This is a genomic window from Lutimaribacter marinistellae (assembly GCF_042648365.1).
Lineage (GTDB): Bacteria > Pseudomonadota > Alphaproteobacteria > Rhodobacterales > Rhodobacteraceae > Lutimaribacter_A > Lutimaribacter_A marinistellae.
This window is the reverse complement of sequence record NZ_JBHRXI010000017.1, coordinates 337,285-352,336: the sequence shown is the minus strand read 5'-3', so window position 1 is coordinate 352,336 and position 15,052 is coordinate 337,285. Positions and strand designations below refer to the sequence as shown.

The 15,052-nt window shown below is 64.3% G+C and carries 21 protein-coding genes; 13 read left to right on the top strand and 8 right to left on the bottom strand.

The features are described 5' to 3' along the window. Positions 1 to 102 precede the first annotated feature (102 nt). The 4 genes from ACFORG_RS18185 to ACFORG_RS18170 all read left to right on the top strand — a co-directional run bounded on the left by ACFORG_RS18185 (position 103) and on the right by ACFORG_RS18170 (position 2,635). A complete protein-coding gene (locus tag ACFORG_RS18185) occupies positions 103 to 408 on the top strand; it encodes a BufA1 family periplasmic bufferin-type metallophore (protein ID WP_386736956.1) in 306 nt (101 codons plus the stop codon). Between the two features lie 104 nt (positions 409 to 512). Then, entirely contained in the window at positions 513 to 1,361 is an 849-nt protein-coding gene (bufB, locus tag ACFORG_RS18180) for an MNIO family bufferin maturase (protein WP_386736955.1), read from the top strand. Continuing rightward, positions 1,358 to 2,113, top strand: coding sequence for an HvfC/BufC family peptide modification chaperone (locus ACFORG_RS18175; RefSeq protein ID WP_386736954.1), 756 nt, complete (start codon positions 1,358 to 1,360; stop codon positions 2,111 to 2,113). The genes bufB and ACFORG_RS18175 overlap by 4 nt, the downstream gene beginning before the upstream one ends. A gap of 3 nt (positions 2,114 to 2,116) precedes the next feature. Further along, positions 2,117 to 2,635: a DoxX family protein gene (locus ACFORG_RS18170; protein WP_386736953.1), complete on the top strand. Its 519-nt coding sequence runs from the start codon at positions 2,117 to 2,119 to the stop codon at positions 2,633 to 2,635. A gap of 3 nt (positions 2,636 to 2,638) precedes the next feature. Here the strand turns inward: ACFORG_RS18170 and ACFORG_RS18165 are convergent, their stop codons facing one another. Together ACFORG_RS18165 and ACFORG_RS18160 are read right to left on the bottom strand one after the other, a co-directional pair. Beyond that, on the bottom strand, positions 2,639 to 3,007 hold the full coding sequence (locus tag ACFORG_RS18165; protein ID WP_386736952.1) for a hypothetical protein: 369 nt from the start codon (positions 3,005 to 3,007) through the stop codon (positions 2,639 to 2,641). 41 nt (positions 3,008 to 3,048) lie between these two features. After that, entirely contained in the window at positions 3,049 to 3,366 is a 318-nt protein-coding gene (locus ACFORG_RS18160; RefSeq protein WP_386736951.1) for an ArsC/Spx/MgsR family protein, read from the bottom strand. 184 nt (positions 3,367 to 3,550) lie between these two features. Here ACFORG_RS18160 and ACFORG_RS18155 point away from each other — a divergent pair, with 184 nt between their 5' ends. Beyond that, a complete protein-coding gene (locus tag ACFORG_RS18155; RefSeq protein WP_386736950.1) occupies positions 3,551 to 3,757 on the top strand; it encodes a cold-shock protein in 207 nt (68 codons plus the stop codon). Between the two features lie 10 nt (positions 3,758 to 3,767). On the opposite strand, the gene ACFORG_RS18150 is transcribed toward ACFORG_RS18155, so the two are convergent. Together ACFORG_RS18150 and thyX are read right to left on the bottom strand one after the other, a co-directional pair. Next, the gene (locus ACFORG_RS18150) at positions 3,768 to 4,010 is read right to left on the bottom strand and encodes a hypothetical protein (protein ID WP_386736949.1); all 243 of its coding nucleotides are present in this window, start codon (positions 4,008 to 4,010) and stop codon (positions 3,768 to 3,770) included. Between the two features lie 117 nt (positions 4,011 to 4,127). Beyond that, entirely contained in the window at positions 4,128 to 5,036 is a 909-nt protein-coding gene (thyX, locus tag ACFORG_RS18145) for an FAD-dependent thymidylate synthase (protein ID WP_386736948.1), read from the bottom strand. Positions 5,037 to 5,235: 199 nt separating this feature from the next. Between thyX and ACFORG_RS18140 the strand changes: the two genes are divergently transcribed. The 4 genes from ACFORG_RS18140 to ACFORG_RS18125 all read left to right on the top strand — a co-directional run bounded on the left by ACFORG_RS18140 (position 5,236) and on the right by ACFORG_RS18125 (position 8,915). Next, the gene (locus ACFORG_RS18140; RefSeq protein WP_386736947.1) at positions 5,236 to 6,279 is read left to right on the top strand and encodes a hypothetical protein; all 1,044 of its coding nucleotides are present in this window, start codon (positions 5,236 to 5,238) and stop codon (positions 6,277 to 6,279) included. Beyond that, complete coding sequence (locus tag ACFORG_RS18135) at positions 6,279 to 7,664, top strand: surface lipoprotein assembly modifier (RefSeq protein WP_386736946.1); 1,386 nt, start codon at positions 6,279 to 6,281, stop codon at positions 7,662 to 7,664. Before ACFORG_RS18140 ends, ACFORG_RS18135 begins: the two co-directional genes overlap by 1 nt. 70 nt (positions 7,665 to 7,734) lie before the next feature. Beyond that, a complete protein-coding gene (locus ACFORG_RS18130; RefSeq protein WP_386736945.1) occupies positions 7,735 to 8,163 on the top strand; it encodes a VOC family protein in 429 nt (142 codons plus the stop codon). Positions 8,164 to 8,222: 59 nt separating this feature from the next. Continuing rightward, positions 8,223 to 8,915 carry a DUF1194 domain-containing protein gene (locus ACFORG_RS18125; protein WP_386737050.1) on the top strand — a complete coding sequence of 231 codons (693 nt, stop codon included), beginning with the start codon at positions 8,223 to 8,225 and terminating at the stop codon, positions 8,913 to 8,915. Positions 8,916 to 8,940: 25 nt separating this feature from the next. Here ACFORG_RS18125 and ACFORG_RS18120 read toward each other — a convergent pair whose 3' ends face one another. From ACFORG_RS18120 to ACFORG_RS18110, 3 genes are all read right to left on the bottom strand, one after another. Beyond that, positions 8,941 to 9,438, bottom strand: a complete 498-nt coding sequence (locus ACFORG_RS18120; protein WP_386736944.1) for a MarR family winged helix-turn-helix transcriptional regulator — start codon at positions 9,436 to 9,438, stop codon at positions 8,941 to 8,943. 76 nt (positions 9,439 to 9,514) lie between these two features. Further along, positions 9,515 to 9,772, bottom strand: coding sequence for a succinate dehydrogenase assembly factor 2 (locus ACFORG_RS18115; RefSeq protein ID WP_386736943.1), 258 nt, complete (start codon positions 9,770 to 9,772; stop codon positions 9,515 to 9,517). After that, a complete protein-coding gene (locus ACFORG_RS18110) occupies positions 9,769 to 10,158 on the bottom strand; it encodes a helix-turn-helix domain-containing protein (RefSeq protein ID WP_386736942.1) in 390 nt (129 codons plus the stop codon). Before ACFORG_RS18110 ends, ACFORG_RS18115 begins: the two co-directional genes overlap by 4 nt. 106 nt (positions 10,159 to 10,264) lie before the next feature. Between ACFORG_RS18110 and ACFORG_RS18105 the strand changes: the two genes are divergently transcribed. From ACFORG_RS18105 to ACFORG_RS18090, 4 genes are read left to right on the top strand one after another with little or no spacing between them, the layout of a single operon-like run. Next, a complete protein-coding gene (locus tag ACFORG_RS18105; RefSeq protein WP_386736941.1) occupies positions 10,265 to 11,467 on the top strand; it encodes a pyridoxal phosphate-dependent aminotransferase in 1,203 nt (400 codons plus the stop codon). Next, a complete protein-coding gene (locus tag ACFORG_RS18100; protein WP_386736940.1) occupies positions 11,464 to 11,841 on the top strand; it encodes a bleomycin resistance protein in 378 nt (125 codons plus the stop codon). The genes ACFORG_RS18105 and ACFORG_RS18100 overlap by 4 nt, the downstream gene beginning before the upstream one ends. Then, positions 11,838 to 12,260: a hypothetical protein gene (locus ACFORG_RS18095; RefSeq protein ID WP_386736939.1), complete on the top strand. Its 423-nt coding sequence runs from the start codon at positions 11,838 to 11,840 to the stop codon at positions 12,258 to 12,260. Before ACFORG_RS18100 ends, ACFORG_RS18095 begins: the two co-directional genes overlap by 4 nt. A 59-nt stretch (positions 12,261 to 12,319) precedes the next feature. Then, a complete protein-coding gene (locus ACFORG_RS18090; protein ID WP_386736938.1) occupies positions 12,320 to 13,690 on the top strand; it encodes a dipeptidase in 1,371 nt (456 codons plus the stop codon). Positions 13,691 to 13,695: 5 nt separating this feature from the next. Here the strand turns inward: ACFORG_RS18090 and ACFORG_RS18085 are convergent, their stop codons facing one another. Further along, positions 13,696 to 15,045 carry an MATE family efflux transporter gene (locus ACFORG_RS18085; RefSeq protein ID WP_386736937.1) on the bottom strand — a complete coding sequence of 450 codons (1,350 nt, stop codon included), beginning with the start codon at positions 15,043 to 15,045 and terminating at the stop codon, positions 13,696 to 13,698. Positions 15,046 to 15,052 lie beyond the last annotated feature (7 nt).

Sequence of the window (15,052 nt, the reverse complement as noted above, 5' to 3'; positions counted from 1 at the left end):
AACCTGACAGGGGCGTGAAGGCACGGTCTCGTGAATACCGTGAAACGAAATCCGCCGTTACCTTCCTAAGTGTCTCAACCAACCGCGAAAGGAAGTTCCGAGATGTCCAATACCGCAAAAACCCTCGCCGTCGCCGCATCCGTCGCAGCCGCGATGACCGCAGCCGTCGCCACCTCCGCTTCGGCTCAGGCCAAGGAAAAGTGCTACGGCGTGTCGCTCGCCGGCAAGAACGATTGCGCCGCGGGCCCCGGCACCACCTGCGCCGGCACTTCCAAGGTCGACTACCAGGGCAACGCCTGGACGCTGGTCGACGCAGGCACCTGCGCCGAGATTGAACTTCCCGCGATGTCGGATGGAACCGAGCGTATGGGATCGCTCGAACCGCTCGAGCGCGACCTGCCGGCATAAGCCACCCGCGGCGGGGCGTCCCCCCGCCCCACCGCGAAAGAGCCTCGCCCTCCCTTCCACGGGATGGGCGAGGTCAACAGACCGCCCCCCGACCGGAGGCCATCATGCTCGACGCGACCCGCACCCTCCCCGCCGCACCTGGCGTCGGTTACAAGCCGCAGCATTTTTCCCAGATCCTGGATGACGCGGCACCGGTCGAATGGCTGGAAATCCACGCCGAGAATTACATGGGTGATGGCGGCCGTCCCCTCGCACAGCTTCGCCACCTTGCCGAACGCTTCCCGATCTCCGTGCACGGGGTGGGCCTCTCGATCGGCGGCGAGGCTCCGCTGGACGCCGATCACCTCGCCCGACTGAAACACCTGTTGGGCTGGCTGAACCCGGCAAGCTTTTCCGAGCATCTGGCCTGGTCGACCCATGACAGCCACTTTCTGAACGACCTGTTGCCCTTGCCCTATACCGACGCCACGCTTGCGCGCATCTGCTCCCATATCGACCAGGTGCAAGAGACGGTTGGCCGCCGCATGCTGCTGGAAAACCCCTCCTCCTACCTCGCATTCGACGAAAGCACCTGGGAAGAGCCCGCATTCCTCAAAGAGATCGCCCGCCGCACCGGCTGCGGCCTGCTTCTCGATGTCAACAACGTCTTCGTCTCGGCCACCAATCTCGGCTTTTCGCCACAGGGCTATATCGACGCCTACCCCCTCGATGCCGTGGGCGAAATCCATCTCGGCGGTCATGACGAGGACGAGGATGACCACGGTGCACCGCTCTTGATCGACAGCCACGGGCGCGAGGTGGTCGATCCGGTCTGGGCGCTGCTCGACTACACGCTTGAACGCGCGGGTCCGCGCCCTGTCCTCATCGAATGGGATACGGACGTGCCCGACTGGCCCGTCTTGCAGGCCGAGGCCCTTCGCGCACAGGCCGCTTTGGACAAGGTGCCGGCATGAGCGTGTCGCAACGGGAATTCCACACCGCCCTGCTCGCGCCGGAACAGCCCCACCCGCAAGGTCTGCGCGATGGCGCGGATCGCCCGGCGGGGCGGCGCTTTGACGTCTACCGCAACAACGTGGCCGTGTCGCTGACCGAAGCGCTCCACGATGGGTTCCCGGTCATCGCGAAACTGCTGGGCAAACAGAACCTAGACGGGCTTGCAGGCATCTACCTGCGCCAACACCCGCCGGCCTCACCGCTCATGATGCATTTCGGCGCGGCCTTCCCCGCGTTTCTCGCCGGGATGCCCCAACTGGCGCATCTGGGTTACCTGCCCGACATTGCACGGCTGGAGCTTGCACTGCGGCAGTCCTATCACGCAGGTGATGCAGAGCCTGTTCCGCCACAGTCTCTTGCCCTCTCACCCGAGGCGCTGATGGGCGCGACGCTTGGCTTTGCGCCCTCGGTGCAGCTTCTTCGCTCGCCCTGGCCGATCCACGATATCTGGCGGTTCAACACCGAACCCGGCGCCCCAAAGCCGCGCGCCGCCGCTCAGGATGTCCTTGTGACCCGGCCCGAATACGATCCGCTGCCGCGCCTTCTGCCTCCCGGCGGCGCGGAGTGGATCACTGCTACCCAGGCGGGCGAAACTCTCGGTACCGCACAGGACCGTGCGACCAGCGCCGCCGCAGATTTCGACCTCGCCGCCCTTCTGGCCATGCTGCTGGGTGACGGGGCCATCACTTCTCTCTCCCCACCGAAAGCCTGACCCATGACTGCCATTATCGATCGCTACACCGACGCCTCCGACACGCTGGGGCGCTCGGCCGACCTGCTGACGCCCACCCTCGCACGGCTGGCTTTCGCCGCTGTCCTGCTGGTCTATTACTGGAATTCCGCCGTACTCAAGATCGACGGCTCGATCTTCACACCCTCTGCCGGGGCTTTTGGCCAGATCTTTCCCGCCGCGGCCGAGGCCGCGCTTTACGACGTGACTCAGATGAGCTTCTTTCAGCGCCTCGTCATCTTTGCCGGAACCGTGGCCGAGTTTGTCCTGCCCGCGCTGATACTGGTCGGTTTGCTGACCCGGCTTGCCGCCGTGGGCATGATCGGCTTCGTCTGGGTGCAAACCCTCGTGGACGTGACCGGCCACAATGTCGCGCTCGGCAGCCTGTTCGACCCTTCGCAGGACCTCATCGACCAGCGCGTCCTCTGGACTTTCCTGCTCGCCGTCCTCGTACTGCGTGGCGCAGGCCCGCTGTCGCTGGACCGGCTTATCTTTCGCCGCTGACCCTCAGAAATGCGCCTTTGGCTCGTCGGGTTTTCCGGCGGCCAACGCCATCACCCCGCCCGTCACCGCAAAAGCGATCGGGAACATGGTGAAGACGTTGAAGCCAAAGGCGTGATACATCCCGCCTGCCGACACCAGCAGCAGCACGCCGGCCCACAGTGCACGGGCATGAGCCATCGCCCCGCCCGCCAGCGCCAGCATCGGCGCAATGATCGCGGCGGCTTTCACCAGATCGGGATTGTCCAACTGCTGCGCCAGCCCTTCGACCTCTCCGAAATGCTCGATGGCGGCGACATACCCGTATCCCGCGAATCCGACGATCATCCCGATCAGCCCGGCCACGAGGCCCAAAACCAACGCTGCATTTCGCATCCTGCTCTCCGTCCAGTCCGCGCTTTCACATAAGGACGGGGTCAGGAAACACCAAGGGCGGCGCGCGTCTTGGCGTCCCACCCGAGGTACAGTTCGCCATCGGCTTCGATCAGCGGCCGCTTCATCAGCGTGGGATGCTCGGCCAAGAGCTCCGCCGACGGGCGGCCGCGTTCCGCCTCGGACAGGCCGCGCCACGTGGTCGACCGCGTGTTCACGAGGGCTGCGTCAAATCGTGCCAGCGCGCGATCCATGACATCCGACGGCACACCATCGGCACGCACATCGACGAACTCGGCATCCGGCAAGGATTTCAACGCCTTGCGGCAGGTATCACAGGTTTTCAATCCAAAAAGACGCATCTTTACCTCTCCGGCGAGCGAACAAAAAACGGGCAGCGCGCCCCGCGCGGCCCCCTTGTCCTTGATTTTTTACATGACCGTGCAATCCTTAAAAGGGCGAACACCGCGTCAATTTCAGCGGTAGGCGCTCGACCCCACCCCGACAAGTCCCGGGGCCACTTGAACGTAGAAGGAGACACGGGACATGCCAACCGGCACCGTGAAATGGTTCAATACAACCAAAGGCTATGGCTTCATTGCGCCCGATGATGGCGGCAAAGACGTTTTCGTACATATTTCAGCCGTCGAAAGATCCGGCCTGACCGGCCTCGCCGACAACCAGAAAGTGTCATTCGAGCTTCTGGATGGGCGCGACGGCCGCAAGATGGCGGGTGATCTCAAACCGCTTTGAGCGAGAGGCGTCAGGCCGGGTTTTCAGGCTCTGCCTGGCTCCAGTTCTCCCCCATCGCGACGATGCAGGACGTGCCGCTGGCATAGGTTACCACCAGCGTCCAATCGCCTTGCGCGTCGGTCCAGACCTCCATGATCTGCTCCGGGTCGCGGACGCCGGTCGCGCTGCGTGTTTCACCAAACTGGTGGCGCAGCTTGGCGTGCATTCTGTCGGTCGGCTCGCAGATGATCTCGGCCACAGGCGAACGCGCCACGGCCGGTGCAGCACACATGCAGGCGACAAACAAGACAAAGGGGCCACGTAACACCATGGCCCCAATGTAACGGTTTCACGACATTCTGTATAGCTACTTGCTACACAGATGCAGCGATCAATCCGCCAGCACCGCCTGGAATTCACGCCATTCCCGCGCCGTCAGGCCCGAGTTCTCCTGCGTGACCGCCTCGCCCGCCAGCATCCGACGCAGGCAGGCCAGCATCTGCGCCGACAGCGTCACGGCGCCCAGCCGGTAATCTTCGAACGCGCGATAGGCGAATGGCACCCAGTCGGCCACCACCTTGCAAAGCGCATCGGCATAGACACGGATCTCGTATTGCGCATGCGCGTCTGCCCGTAGCCGCAGGAAATGGAACAGGTTGTGCAGGTCGACCTTCCAATACCATTGCGTGTAGATATTGGCCGGCAGATTCATCCGCGCCAATTCGCGCGCAAGCCCCTGCTGTCCGTCCTGCCCGATCATCTCCTCGTAATGGTCATAGGCACGCGCGCTGTCGGCCTTGAGGTATTCCAGAACGCGCGCGGCCTCCTCTCCCTCCAGCGCAGCGCCGCGGCCCTGGTTGTTCACCTCGCTTTGCGCTGCGAGGTTTTCGGGCGCCGGGATATAGAACTCACGGTCGAGGATCGAGTAGCGCGCCGAGTATTCGTTGACGTTCGCCGTCCGGTGCCGGATCCACTGTCGCGCGACAAAAACGGGCAGCTTCACATGCAGCTTGATCTCGCACATCTCGAAGGGTGTCGAATGCCAGTGCCGCATCAGGTAGCGGATCAGCCCCTCGTCGTTCTGCACGCTTTTCGTGCCCTTGCCATAGCTCACCCGCGCGGCCTGGCAGATGGCCGCATCGTCGCCCATGTAGTCGATGACACGCACGAACCCGTGGTCGAGAACGGGATGCGCGGTGTACAGATGCGCCTCCATCCCTGGCGCGACCACGCGGCGCGTGGGGGCGGTCTGGTTGCGCTGCGCCTCGATTTCCTCGAGTTGCCCGGGCGAAAGCGGCATTGCGGATCCTTTCTCTAGATGAGTCGAGGCCGACTATATCTTGTTTGGCGCCCTCACGAAAACCCCACATCAGGTATGGCTTTTTCGCACCCCCCCGTGAACTTTCTTGCCTAACCCTCCGGCAAAGATTGACTTTCTGCGGCCCCGGCGAAATTGTCAAAAAAAACTCGTTCAGAGAAATGAGCAGAGGCAGGCAGTCATGAAACCAACTTTCGTTGCCCTGGCGACGTGCGCCTTTTTGGCGGCATGTGGCGGGGATGTCTTCAACGTCGAAGAAGAAGATACCGATTCCGGGACCGACACGGAAACGGATACCGGCACTCCCATCGACAGCGATCGCACGATACCGCCGGGAACCGCGTCTCCCTCGCCGCAGGTGGCGATCTTCCGCAGCGAGCCGACCAGCACCGAAGATGGCAAGCAGGGCAACGGCTTTGCAACCGGCATCAGCTATGACAGCCAGAACGACACGTTCACCGTCGACAACCTCGGCTTCGACGGCGACAACACCTATTCCCGCGGCACCGCGGTCAGCAGCCTCGGACCCTACGCCGTCTACGAGGCCGACGCGCAGTTCCCCGACACCGTGACACAGAACCCGATCAACCAGTTCACCCACCGGGCGATCTATGGTGTCAGCACCAGCGGCAATACCCAGTTCGCCATCGTCCGGACCGGTGCCTATGTCGATTACGGCTTTGGCGGCTTTGTCTACCAGCGGGACAATTCCGTCACCCTTCCCAGCACCGGTCAGGCGCTGTTCACCGGGAACCTCGCGGGCATGCGCGACTATCGCGGTCGCGGCGGGCTCGAATACACCACCGCCGACATCACCATCGCGATCGACTTCGACGATTTCAACGATGCCACCGGCACCCGCGGCGACGCGGTACGCGGCCATATCAGCAACCGCGTTATCTATGACACCGCCGGCAACGACATCACCTCGAACGTTCTGGGCCGCATCAATGCCGAGGAGAACATCAACCTCACCGCGCTGCCCAACGCGAATTTCGTCGTCGGCCCCAACGTGATGGATGAAAACGGCGAAATCGTCGGCTCGATCAACAGCTATTATGTGAACTCCTCCGGCGATACCGAGGTTTTCGAGGAAGGCAACTATTACGCCATCCTTTCTGGCGACAACGCAGACGAAATCGTGGGCGTGGTGGTGATGGAATCCACGATCGATCCCACGGCCGACTCGGTCCGCGAAACCGGCGGGTTCATCGTCTACAACTGATGACACGGTCGCGCCTTCGTACGGGCCTTGCACTGGCGCTTGCGCTCGCCGCCCTGCCCGGCGCAGCGCAAGAAGCCACTTTGACCCCCCGCGAATTGCGCGGCACGGCGGTCGAGGCGCTGCGTGCCGGCGCGCCCGGCCGCGCCTACGCCTATTCCGAGGCGTTGATCCAGCGTGACCCCAACGACCGCGAGGCGCACCTGATCCGGTCCCGCGCCGCCCGCGACATTGGCGAGTATGACGAGGCCAAGCGCTCGGCACAGGCGGCATGGAAACTCGCCGAAACGGATGGCGAGAAATTCGCGGCCTCCATGGTCATGGCGCAGGCGCTCTCGTCAAACGGGCAGCGCACCATGTCACAGCTCTGGCTGCGCCGCGCCGTGGAACATGCCCCCGACGAGGCGATGGCCCGCCGCGCCATCCGCGACTTCAAATATGTCCGCGCCCGCAACCCCTGGGCAACGGAACTGTCTTTTGCCATCACGCCCGACAGCAACATCAACAACGGCTCTTCCGAACGCTCCTCCTTTCTCAACTACCAACTGTCCGAGGTGCTCTACGGACAGCCAGTCGAATACCAGCTCGATGGCACCGCGCTCGCGCTGTCGGGCATCGAATACGCGCTTGGCATCAACACGCGCTACCGGTTTTCCGAAACAGCCACGCGCGCGCATGACGTGATCTTCACCGCCGATGTGCGCCATTACACGCTCAGCTCCGAAGCCAAGGCCATCGCTCCGAATGCCGAAGGCAACGATTTCGCCTTTGCCTCCTACTCCTTGGGATATGGTCACCGGGGCATCAACTTCGACCGGCGTGGCGAATACCGCATGTTGGTCGATCTCGGGCAAAGCTGGTACGGCGGCGATGAATATGCCCGCTTTGCCCGGCTCAGCCTCGGACAAAGCTACAAGCTGGAAAACGGCCATCGCGTGAATGCGCGCATTGCGGGCGAACACCAGATCGGCGTCAAGACCAGCGACATGGACACTGTCCGTGCCGATTTCTCGTACACGCTGCCCCTGCCGTCGGGCAGCGTGCTCTGGACCAACCTCACGCTTGCCACGGCCAGCTCGAACGTGGCGGCGGACGAGTTCGACGAGGCGGGGCTGCGTGCGCAGATAACCTTTGCCAAGCCGCTGATGGGCGCGACGGCGCAGCTTGGCCTCTGGGCGCGGACGCGCGACTACGATGTATCGCCCCACAGCCGCGACGGGCGTGAAGACAATCGCGTTCAGGCCGATTTCAACATGATATTCACGCAAGTGGATTACTACGGCTTCAACCCGACAATGCGGATCTCGGCCTCGAAGACCAATAGCAACATCAGCCTGTTCGACGCTGAACGCTTCGGGATAAATTTCGGTATCCAGTCCGCGTTCTGATCGGGTCTCGACACGCCCGCCCCTCGCGCTAAGGTCCCCTCACAACGAAACCACGCGAGGAATGCAAGCGATGGCGCTGAAATATCTCCATGTCATGGTCCGGGTGAAGGATCTCGAGAAATCCATGGCCTTCTACGAACTGCTCGGCTTGCGCGAGATCCGCCGCTACGACAGCGAAGAGGGCCGGTTCACACTGGTCTACCTCGCCGCGCCGGGCCAGGACGAAACACCGGTCGAACTGACCTACAACTGGGATGGCGACGAGGGGCTGCCCAGCGACAGCCGCCATTTCGGTCACCTCGCCTATGGCGTCGACGACATCTACGCAATGTGCCAGCACCTTGCCGATCACGGGATCACCATCAACCGTCCGCCGCGCGACGGTCGCATGGCTTTCATCCGCTCGCCCGACAACATCTCGATCGAGCTTTTGCAGAACGGCGATGCCCTGCCCCCGCAAGAGCCTTGGGCGAGCATGGAAAGCACCGGCCACTGGTGAGACGCGCTTCGGCATCCTCGCATGGCAAACGCGGGTTGAGGCGCGCCGCGGCGGCCTCGATGCTCGCGGTCTGCGCGACCGCGGCGCAGGCAGAGGATTGCCGGCTCGCGCTGGTTCTTGCGATGGATGTGTCCTCCTCGGTCGACGCGGCCGAGGATGCGCTTCAGCGTGGCGGGCTGGCCGCCGCGCTGATCGCTCCCGAGGTGCAAACCGCCTTCTTTGCCGCGCCGCAGCCGGTGGCGCTGGCCGTCTACGAATGGAGCGGTCGCTGGAACCAGGAGCTGCTGCTCGACTGGCGGCTGATCAAAACCCCCGCCGACCTGCTCGCCGCGGCCGAGATCATCGCCCGCTCGGAACGCTCGCAGACGGAATCGCCTACCGCGCTGGGGCATGCGCTGGGATATGGCGCGGGACTGCTCGACCGGGCGCCACCGTGCCTGTTCAAGACGCTCGACATGGCCGGTGACGGCCGCAACAACGAAGGCTATGGGCCGCGCATCGCCTATCGTCATTTCGATTACGGCTCCGTCACGGTGAACGGTCTCGTGGTGAACGGCGCCGATTTCGAGGGCGAGATCGAACTGATCCCCTATTACCGCGAAAACGTGCTGCACGGGCCGGGCGCCTTTCTCGAGATCGCGCAGGGGTTCGAGGATTACGAGCGCGCCATGCGACGCAAACTCGAACGCGAGTTGCGCCCGCGCGTGATCGGCGCCCTGCCCGCTCCCCACAACTCGGGCAGCCCCGGCTGAGCCATCCCCGGACACACCGGCCCCGTCAGTAGATGTACCGGATCTGGTCGGTCCAGTACCGCTCCACCCTCCGAAGCGCGCCGGTGATCTCCTCGATCCCCTCCGGGCCCAGCACGCCCTTGGACTGCAACCCGTCCGCATGTCGCGCAAACAGCGTGCCCACGGTATCGCGGATGTGCCGCCCCTTCTGGGTCAACCGCACCCGGACCGAGCGGCGGTCGATCTCGCACCGCTGGTGATGCATGTAACCCATCTCGACCAGCTTTTTCAGATTGTAGCTGACATTGCTGCCCTGGTAATAGCCGCGGCTCTTCAATTCTCCGGCCGTCACCTCGTTGTCACCGATATTGAACAGCAGCAATGCCTGTACCGCGTTGATCTCGAGCACGCCGACACGCTCGAACTCGTCCTTGATGACATCGAGAAGCAGCCGGTGCAGCCGCTCCACCAGCGCGAGCGATTCGAGGTAGCTCGCCATGAACCCCTTCGCGCCCGCACCGGCGATCTGCTTTTCCATACTCATGCGTCTCTCCGACTCGCTCAACCTTCCATCCAATCTGGAAAGAAAAGCCGAAGAATCGGTTAAACGCCGAAAATCGCTATTTCTGAAAGACTTGCGATATCTCGTCGATCATCTTGGCATAGCGCGCCGGTGCCGGAACCTGACCGGTCACCCATTGGTATAGGTCCTGATCGTTCTCGTGCAGCAACGCGTCGTAGAGGTCCAGCCCCGCCTCGTCCAGCGACTCGAGCCGGCGCTCGGACCAGGCCGTCAGGATCAGGTCCATCTCCTTGATGCCCCGGCGCATCGAACGCATCTTCATGCGCCGGATACGGTTTTCACGCGTCTCGCTCACGCCCCGCTCTCCATCATCCGCCGTATCCGCTTTTCCAGCCGCGCGGCCCGCTCGGCGGAGGTCCGCATCTCGGCGCGGATCCCGCGCAGCTCGGCCACGATGGCCGAGAGGTCGGTCGTCTCCTCGGCATCGGGGGGCTCGGCTCCCGCCCCTTCGCCGGTCAGCAACCACATGATCGACACGTTGAGCAGGCCCGCCATCATCGACAGCTTGTTGGCGCGCGGCTCCGAGACGTCGTCTTCCCAGCCGACCACCGTCGCTTTCTTGACACCCAGCCGGCGGGCCAGTTGCGCCTGGGTCATCCCGGCAGCCTCGCGCGCGCCCGCCACGCGGTCGCCAAAGGTTGCCGAATCCGGTCCGTACCAGTCTGCGCTTTCGCCGGTCATGATCTCTCCGTCCGTTTGCTGGAACTGCCTGTTTTGTCTGGGTGCTTGAACACCCAACCCCCGCACCCTATGACAAAGCCGACCCTGCTGCCAACCGAGGCCGACCATGAGTTTTCTTTCTGCGACATTGTCCCGCGTCAAACCTTCGCCCACCATGGCGATCACCGCCAAGGCCGGGGAGCTGCGCGCGCAAGGCCGCGACGTGATCGGGCTCAGCGCGGGCGAGCCGGATTTCGACACGCCCCAGAACATCAAGCACGCCGCCATCGCGGCCATCACCGCCGGGCACACCCGCTACACACCCGTCGACGGCATCCCGAAGCTGAAAGAGGCGGTCGTCGCCAAGATGAAACGCGACCACGGGCTGGACTACACCACCGCCCAGGTCTCGGTCGGGTCGGGCGGCAAGCAGACACTCTACAACGCGCTGATGGCCACGCTGAACCCCGGCGACGAGGTGATCATTCCAGCCCCCTACTGGGTCAGCTACCCCGACATGGTCCTGCTGGCGGGCGGTGAGCCGGTGGTCGTCGAGGCGACATTGGAAAACCGCTACAAGCTGACCGCAGAACAGCTTGAGGCCGCGATCACCCCAAAGACCAAGTGGTTCATCTTCAACTCGCCTTCGAACCCGACCGGCGCGGGCTATTCGCATGACGAACTCAAGGCACTGACCGACGTTCTGATGCGCCACCCCCATGTCTGGGTGATGAGCGACGACATGTACGAACACCTCGCCTATGACGGGTTCGAATTCTGCACGCCCGCACAGGTCGAACCGGGCCTTTACGACCGCACGCTCACCTGCAACGGCGTGTCCAAGGCCTATGCCATGACCGGCTGGCGCATCGGCTATGCCGCGGGCCCCGAGGTCCTGATCGGCGCGATGCGCAAGATCCAGTCGCAATCGACCTCGAACCCCTGCTCGGTCAGCCAGTGGGCCGCGGTCGAGGCGCTGATGGGTACGCAGGACTACCTCGCGCCCAATGCCCGGATCTTCCGCCGTCGTCGCGATCTCGTGGTCTCGATGCTCAACCAGATCGACGGGGTCGAATGCCCGACGCCCGAAGGCGCCTTCTACGTCTACCCCTCGATCGCGGGGCTGATCGGCAAGACGACATCCAAGGGCACCGTCATCGACAGTGACGAGACCTTCGCCACCGCGCTGCTGGAAGAGGCCGAGGTCGCCGTCGTCTTTGGCGCGGCCTTCGGACTTTCGCCGAATTTCCGGGTCAGCTACGCTGCGTCGGACGAGGCATTGCGCGAGGCCTGCACGCGCATCCAGGTATTCTGCAAGGCGCTTAAATGACCACAGGACGCATCACCGCGAATCTTCCCAGCCGCGACTTCGACCAGACCGAAGGGTTCTATGCCCGTCTCGGGTTCAAGAAGACCTATCGCGATGATGGCTGGATGATCCTCGTGCGTGATGGCATGCAGGTCGAATTCTTCCCCCACCCCGAGCTCGACCACCGGTCGAGCTGGTTCTCGGCCTGTCTGCGCCTTCCCGACATCGCGCCGGTTCTCGACGCATGGTCATCGCTCGACCTGCCCCGCGATCCGGCCGCCATCCCGCGCATCACCGACATCATGCCGGCCCGCGGGCCCGTTCCCGCCATGTTCGCGATGATCGATCCCGATGGAAGCCTCTGGCGCGTGATCGAAGAAAAGGCCGACGCATGAGCCCCGACCTGCCCGAATACTATTTCCGCGTCCGCGAAAACGGCGCTTTCGTCTTCCGCGTCGACACCGAGAACCGCCACCGCCGGATCGAGATGGAGCAGATCGCCGTCGTCAACGTCAAGAACGGCGAGATCAAGCCTCATGGCGGCCGCGACCTGACCAAGCAGGACCTCAGGGAAATCAAGCGCTGGATGGCCGAACGGGTCGCAACCCTCGCCGCCCGCGACATCGACGACATCCACCGCGCGGTGGACTACCTGAACCTCACGACCCATTGGGCACAGTCCCGCGCGACCGACGCCCAGCTCGACGAGGTCACCGATGCGCTGCTGCTGGCGATGCACGACCTGCGCTCGGTCCTTGTCCGCAAAAAGGCCGACCGCCTGATCGACCGTACCGGCACCGGCACCCGCGGCTGAGGCTTGCCCCCGCCGCGCTTTCGCCGCACCCTGCGCGCGATCACAGGCAGGAGGCAGACATGAGCTGGCAGGAATATCTCGACACGCATCAGGACCGGTTCGAACAGGAACTGCTCGACTTCGTCCGCATCCCCTCGGTCTCGGCCCGGCCCGAGCACATGCGTGATGTCGAACGCGCTGCGCGCTGGGTCGCGGACAGGCTCGCCGCCGCCGGTATCGAGAATGCCGAGATCCTGCCAACCACCGGCCACCCCGCCGTCTATGGCGACTGGCTCCATGCCGGGACAGACAAGCCCAGCGTGCTGATCTATGGCCATTTCGACGTGCAGCCTGCCGAACCGCTCGATCTCTGGACCAGCCCGCCTTTTGACCCCGAAATCCGCGATGGCCGCCTCTGGGGCCGTGGCGCATCCGACGACAAGGGCGGCATGTTCATCCCCATCCTCGCCGCCGAGGCGCTGATGGCCGAAACCGGCCGCCTGCCGGTCAACGTCAAGTTCCTGTTCGAAGGGCAGGAAGAGATCGGCTCGCCCGACATGCCCCCTGTCATCGCCGCCCAGCGCAACCGCCTCGCCTGCGACATGATCTTCTCGGCCGACGGCCTGCAATGGAGCGCGCAGGAAGCCCAGATCGTCATGGGTCTCAAGGGCCTGATGGGAGTCGAGATCACCGTCGACGGCGCGGCCACGGATCAGCATTCGGGCCTGCATGGCGGCGGCATCAACAACCCTCTGATGGCCCTTTCGCAGCTTCTGGCCAGCATGAAGGACGCGCAGACCGGCCGCATCACCATCGACGGGTTCTATGACGACGTGATCGACCTCTCCGACGAAGACCGCGCCGAGATCGCCCGCGTCCCCTTTGACGAGGCCGGTTATCTTGCCGAAACCGGTGCGCCCGCCAGTTTTGGCGAAGAGGGTTACAGCGTACGCGAACGGCTCTGGGCGCGGCCCACGCTCGAAATCAACGGACTCACTGGCGGCTACCAGGGCGCGGGCACCAAGACCGTGCTGCCCGCCCGCGCCAGCGCCAAGATCACCTGCCGCCTCGTGGCCGACCAGGACCCCGAACGCATCGCCGCGCTGATCGCCGCTCATGTCGAGGCGCATCTGCCGCCCGGCGTAACCGCGCAGGTCGACCGGCTGGCAGGCGATGCCGATCCTTTCCTCGTGCCGCGCGGCCACAACGCCACCCGCGCCGCCGAGGAGGTGCTGGCCGAAACCTACGGCGCCGCGCCCTACATCACCCGCGTCGGCGGCTCGATCCCGATCATGACGCTCTTCCTGCGCGAGCTTGGGGTGCATGGCGTAATGTTCGGCTTCTCCGTGGGCGATGAAAACCTGCACGCGCCCGACGAGTTCTTCCGGCTGGAAAACTTCCGCCGAGGGCAGACCGCCTATTGCCGCCTGCTGGAAAAGCTCGGCGGCTGACCGGCTCAGATCGTAGGGATCACGCGCCGCCAGAACCGGATCATCAGCATCACGGCGGCGCTGGCCAAGCCCAGCACAAGACCCAGCCACACGCCGATCCCCTCCAGCCCGAAGGTGAAGCCCAGAAGGTAAGAGGCCGGCATGCCCACCGCCCAGTAACTCAGCGCCGCCATCACCATCGGCACGGTCGTGTCCTGCACACCGCGCAACAGGCCAAGCGCCACCACCTGCGCGCCATCGACCAGCTGAAACAGCGCCGCGATAGCCAGCAGGCCGACACCGATGGCAAGGATCTCGGGCCGGTCCGGATCGTCAGGTTCCAGAAAGAGCGAGATCAGACCCTCCGCCCCGGTCAGGAACCACACGATCGTCAGCGCCGACATCGCCAGCGACAGCACGAACACGACCTTGGCGCCGCGCGCCATGTGCGGACCGTCGCGCCGGCCATAGGCATTGCCGGCCCGGATCGTCGCGGCGTTGGACAGGCCCAGATGCACCATGAAGGTCGCGCTGGCCAGCTGCACCGCGATCCCGTGCGCCGCCAGCGGCACCGCGCCCAGCCAGCCCATCATCATCGCCGAGGCCGCGAACAGCGACACTTCGGTCAGGCTGGTGATGCCGATGGGCACGCCCAGCCGGAACACCTGCGCCAGCATCTCCCAGTCCGGCCTCCAGAACCGCCGGAACAGTTCATGCTCGGGCAGAACCCGCAGCCCGTAGATCACCACTGCCACCAGCGACAGCGCATGCGTGACGACCGAGGCGATGGCCGCGCCCATGATGCCCAGCTCGGGCAGGCCCCAGTTGCCAAAGATCAGCCCGTAATTGACTGCCGCGTTGGCAAAGGCCGCGATCACCGTGATCCACAGCACGACCTGCGTGCGCTCCAGCGCGGCAAGGTAGGATTTCATCACCACCACCAGCAGCGCGGGAAAGATGCCCCACCCGGCCACGGTCAGGTATTCCGCCGCCAGCGCGGCCACCGTCTCGGTCTGGCCCAGCGACAGCAGGATCGGCTCGGACCAGATCATCATCGGCATCACCAGCACCGAGAAGAACAGCGACAGCCACAGGCCCATCCGTGTGGCCCGGCGAACGCTGGTCTCGTCATCCTCGGCCGAGGCGGCAGCGACCATCGGCATCACGGCCCAGCCGAATCCCGCCCCCAGCAGGAACAGGACAAAGAAATAGCTGCCTGCAAGCGTGACGGCGGCCAGCGCCTCGACCCCGTACCAGCCCAGCATGACGGTATCGGTCAGCCCGATCGCGAATTGCGCCAGATGGCCGCCGACAAGCGGCAGGCCCAGCCGGGTCACCGCGCGCACATGGCCGCCATATGTCATCACCTGCGTCATGTCCGCG

Excerpts from the sequence above, each read along its gene's own strand:
- bufB (WP_386736955.1), top strand. The coding sequence starts at position 513 with ATGCTCGACGCGACCCGCACCCTCCCCGCCGCACCTGGCGTCGGTTAC.
- ACFORG_RS18085 (WP_386736937.1), bottom strand. The coding sequence starts at position 15,045 with ATGACGCAGGTGATGACATATGGCGGCCATGTGCGCGCGGTGACCCGG.
- ACFORG_RS18140 (WP_386736947.1), top strand. The coding sequence starts at position 5,236 with ATGAAACCAACTTTCGTTGCCCTGGCGACGTGCGCCTTTTTGGCGGCA.
- ACFORG_RS18185 (WP_386736956.1), top strand. The coding sequence starts at position 103 with ATGTCCAATACCGCAAAAACCCTCGCCGTCGCCGCATCCGTCGCAGCC.
- ACFORG_RS18120 (WP_386736944.1), bottom strand. The coding sequence starts at position 9,438 with ATGAGTATGGAAAAGCAGATCGCCGGTGCGGGCGCGAAGGGGTTCATG.
- ACFORG_RS18130 (WP_386736945.1), top strand. The coding sequence starts at position 7,735 with ATGGCGCTGAAATATCTCCATGTCATGGTCCGGGTGAAGGATCTCGAG.
- ACFORG_RS18100 (WP_386736940.1), top strand. The coding sequence starts at position 11,464 with ATGACCACAGGACGCATCACCGCGAATCTTCCCAGCCGCGACTTCGAC.
- ACFORG_RS18175 (WP_386736954.1), top strand. The coding sequence starts at position 1,358 with ATGAGCGTGTCGCAACGGGAATTCCACACCGCCCTGCTCGCGCCGGAA.
- ACFORG_RS18160 (WP_386736951.1), bottom strand. The coding sequence starts at position 3,366 with ATGCGTCTTTTTGGATTGAAAACCTGTGATACCTGCCGCAAGGCGTTG.
- ACFORG_RS18090 (WP_386736938.1), top strand. The coding sequence starts at position 12,320 with ATGAGCTGGCAGGAATATCTCGACACGCATCAGGACCGGTTCGAACAG.
- ACFORG_RS18095 (WP_386736939.1), top strand. The coding sequence starts at position 11,838 with ATGAGCCCCGACCTGCCCGAATACTATTTCCGCGTCCGCGAAAACGGC.
- ACFORG_RS18135 (WP_386736946.1), top strand. The coding sequence starts at position 6,279 with ATGACACGGTCGCGCCTTCGTACGGGCCTTGCACTGGCGCTTGCGCTC.
- ACFORG_RS18105 (WP_386736941.1), top strand. The coding sequence starts at position 10,265 with ATGAGTTTTCTTTCTGCGACATTGTCCCGCGTCAAACCTTCGCCCACC.
- ACFORG_RS18155 (WP_386736950.1), top strand. The coding sequence starts at position 3,551 with ATGCCAACCGGCACCGTGAAATGGTTCAATACAACCAAAGGCTATGGC.
- ACFORG_RS18170 (WP_386736953.1), top strand. The coding sequence starts at position 2,117 with ATGACTGCCATTATCGATCGCTACACCGACGCCTCCGACACGCTGGGG.
- ACFORG_RS18125 (WP_386737050.1), top strand. The coding sequence starts at position 8,223 with ATGCTCGCGGTCTGCGCGACCGCGGCGCAGGCAGAGGATTGCCGGCTC.
- thyX (WP_386736948.1), bottom strand. The coding sequence starts at position 5,036 with ATGCCGCTTTCGCCCGGGCAACTCGAGGAAATCGAGGCGCAGCGCAAC.
- ACFORG_RS18110 (WP_386736942.1), bottom strand. The coding sequence starts at position 10,158 with ATGACCGGCGAAAGCGCAGACTGGTACGGACCGGATTCGGCAACCTTT.
- ACFORG_RS18165 (WP_386736952.1), bottom strand. The coding sequence starts at position 3,007 with ATGCGAAATGCAGCGTTGGTTTTGGGCCTCGTGGCCGGGCTGATCGGG.